Source organism: Methanobrevibacter sp. (assembly GCF_045636185.1).
Lineage (GTDB): Archaea > Methanobacteriota > Methanobacteria > Methanobacteriales > Methanobacteriaceae > Methanocatella.
The window spans coordinates 1-3,192 of sequence record NZ_JAZTXC010000108.1 but is presented as its reverse complement, the minus strand read 5'-3'; the positions used below and the strand labels follow the sequence as shown (position 1 = coordinate 3,192).

The window sequence follows — 3,192 nt, the reverse complement described above, 5'->3', positions numbered from 1 at the left end:
CATGAAATGAAAAATATTTTTGTAATATTGAGTTTGTTTGTATCATGTTTGAGCGTGTCGTACGCCCAAAACAACAACTATTGTTTTGTCTATAACATGAATGAATATATTCCATTATATCAAAATTCAGATGACAGTATCGCATCTTCATCTTTGTATCAGGACACCTTAAAGGAAAATTATTATTCTCTTCAGATAATTGATTGTAAAAAAGATAGATTCAAAGTACGTATTATTGATGAAAACAACATAAATACAACTGGTTGGATTGATAAAGAATATTGTTTTGTTTGGTGCTGGCTGATGTCATCAAATAGCATATACTTATTTCCAGAACCTAATATGGTAAATTCATACACCGAAATATCTGAAGATGATATGTCGAGTAATCGTGGTGGTTATGTCGCCAATATTATAGAATTTGATAATAAATCAAATTGGATAAAAATATCATTAACGACAAAAACATCTGTATATACCGGTTGGACTCTGAATTATTGTAATAATATTTATGGATCATGTGAGGGATGGAAATCAACACCTCCATCACAAATATACTAAAAATATCGTTATATTATTCATTTTTAGTAAATTATTTTATATCGAACTTACGTTAATAAAACCATGAATTTAAGAATTATTTTTTTAGTATTGCTGATAGCTGCACACCTTGCCGGATATTCACAGGATTATGAAAAATATTCCAATGTTGATTTTCTGACTCTTACAATAAGCAGTCCACAGTTGGATTCTATTTTGTCGGATTGTATTAGTCAATTTGAAAAACGCATGGATTATTCTGAGAATATATCTTTAGCAGTTATTACAAAGGAAGTTGATGACAATATATTTTACGACTTTACATTTGTATATGAAATAGATTATAAGATTGGAAATGTTTATCATACGGAACCTAAGATTGCTTATTTAAAATATAAAAAACATGATGTCTTCGTTTTCTACGATAGTAAAATTCCATTTGGATTTATCAATACGGGTATTTTTAAGAAGGTTAAACTTAAACATTACGGTTTCTTCCCTGTCGCAGATTTTCCAGAATGGCTCTATTATGTGAAAGATGATATTTTTTATCTGTATAAGAAAATAAATCAATAGCTGGCAGAAAGAAATGTTTGAACAATATTTTTCAAGATTTGATATATTCGTACGATGATTTTGGTAATTTTGCTAACGATGGAACATCGGACATTAAAAATATAAATAGTTTTGATAACGTATTATATATGATTTTATATGGTGAAAAATAGTACTATAGTTATAATTATTCTCACGTGTTTTACGATAAGTGATTTAAACTGTCAATCTTTGTCGTTTAAGTTATATGATTATTTTGTCAACTCTACAAAAGATATAAATAACATAAATGAATTGAAAAAAACACTACGAGATAATGATTATTATAATGATATATCCGATAGATTGATGATATATCCAATATTCTGGTTCTACCCATCAGAAGATTTTTTAAAATCAAAAATGAAAATCGATGACAAAAACTATTACTTGTCAAAAGATTTTATAAATGACATGATCAATACGGAAGAATGTAATAATAAACAAACGAACTATGTCGCCAGCCAACTTGTAATTTATGACACAGAGCATATATATAGCGGTGAATACTCTCGGTCGTTTAATAAGATATTAAAAACATCTGTAAAAAACTATGTTGACTATATTGGGAAACTGTATAATGATAGTATTGTGGATTGTATTTTTACTTATCCGACAATATTACTTGAAAATGATGTTTTTCAATTTAATTTCAATTATAATATGCTTTTTGCGTTAAAGGATAGCGATGTGTATGTTATAAAAGCAGATTTATGCATTGAAAGGAACACCAATGAATGGGAAGATGGCTTGTGCGAATGTGAATTTAGTATATTAAAATTAGAGGAATATATACAAAACCATTGGGATGAAATGATTGGCAAATCACCCATGAAACTTGACTGTATAATTACGCAATGATATTATTAAGATAATAAGTTGCAGCATCATCTTCTAAAAGACTGTTATATGATCATAAAACTTCTATCGATAATTTTATACTTCCGAAATATATAGAATCCATGCAATTTATAGAGTTTAATTTAAAATCTAAATAATTATGAAATACGTATGTTTGATAATATCCTTACTCACGATACATTCATTATTTTCGCAATCAAAACCCAATGGTTTATATGTGGATAAAAAAAATAACGGTGCTATATTTGTCATTAATGATACCATAAGTATAAATTATTTTGATTCTACCCGTTATTACAAAGGCGTGTTTTCTATGAAGAATAAGGAGATTGTATTATATGAAAATATGTTAATTGGCAACAATGCTGATGTTGTGACGGAAGAATGCGATAAAGATTATATAGAATTTTCCTTGTATGAAAAATACCGCAATTATGCAATGGGGGCATCTTCGACCGATGATAGCATCTATTGTAGAAAACTTGATAGTTTTCGTATTTGGTACAATGATAGTCTGTATTTTTCATCAAAAAACGATACGGTTTTACGTATTCATCGCAGTTCTATAGTCAATAATGAGCCTATTACTTTTTTCATAGAATCAGAAGTTAATGATTTCTTCTATACAGAACAATGTATTGATGTTGTATTTGGAACACGATATGTCATAATACCCAAAAGCATGTATTTAAAACCCATTCTAAAAGGTAGTCGTCATAAAAACAAATCAAAAGAAAAATATATTTACAAAAAAAGAAAAGATGAAATCATAATAAAGTTCGATAATAACCATAAAATTACATTAAAAAAATCTAAACAACAACTGCTATGTCAGAATACTCCCAATCCTACAACCGTTATTCCTACTGCTTCAACAACCCGTTGAGATTTACCGACCCAAGCGGATATGTGGTGAGAGGAAGAAATGATGTTCTTAATCCGCAGTATTTTATCTGGTTGAAATCTTCCAACTCAAAAAACGGAAATTCATTCAATACCGATATTGTTGAGGGATCACTATCGTATATCTGGCAATTTATAGAAATCCCCTTAATATAAATCTTCAATCATGGGAATAATGCGGTTCTGCCCACGATTAAGGATAAAAAGTTAATAAATAGAACCTGCCTTAAATAATATGAGACGAAAAATAATCCTTTTATTTATATTATTATCAGTGTTTATATCAACACTAAT

The 3,192-nt window shown here is 28.5% G+C and carries 4 protein-coding genes; all 4 read left to right on the top strand.

Features of this window, described 5'->3' with window-relative positions:
* A partial coding sequence (locus ACKI3Q_RS06090) for a hypothetical protein (RefSeq protein ID WP_407415270.1) occupies window positions 1-561 on the top strand: 561 nt, incomplete at its 5' end.
* Between the two features lie 63 nt (window positions 562-624).
* Window positions 625-1,116, top strand: coding sequence for a hypothetical protein (locus ACKI3Q_RS06085; protein WP_407415269.1), 492 nt, complete (start codon window positions 625-627; stop codon window positions 1,114-1,116).
* 381 nt (window positions 1,117-1,497) lie between these two features.
* Window positions 1,498-1,995, top strand: coding sequence for a hypothetical protein (locus ACKI3Q_RS06080; protein ID WP_407415267.1), 498 nt, complete (start codon window positions 1,498-1,500; stop codon window positions 1,993-1,995).
* A gap of 373 nt (window positions 1,996-2,368) precedes the next feature.
* On the top strand, window positions 2,369-2,881 hold the full coding sequence (locus ACKI3Q_RS06075) for a hypothetical protein (protein WP_407415265.1): 513 nt from the start codon (window positions 2,369-2,371) through the stop codon (window positions 2,879-2,881).
* Window positions 2,882-3,192: the final 311 nt, after the last annotated feature.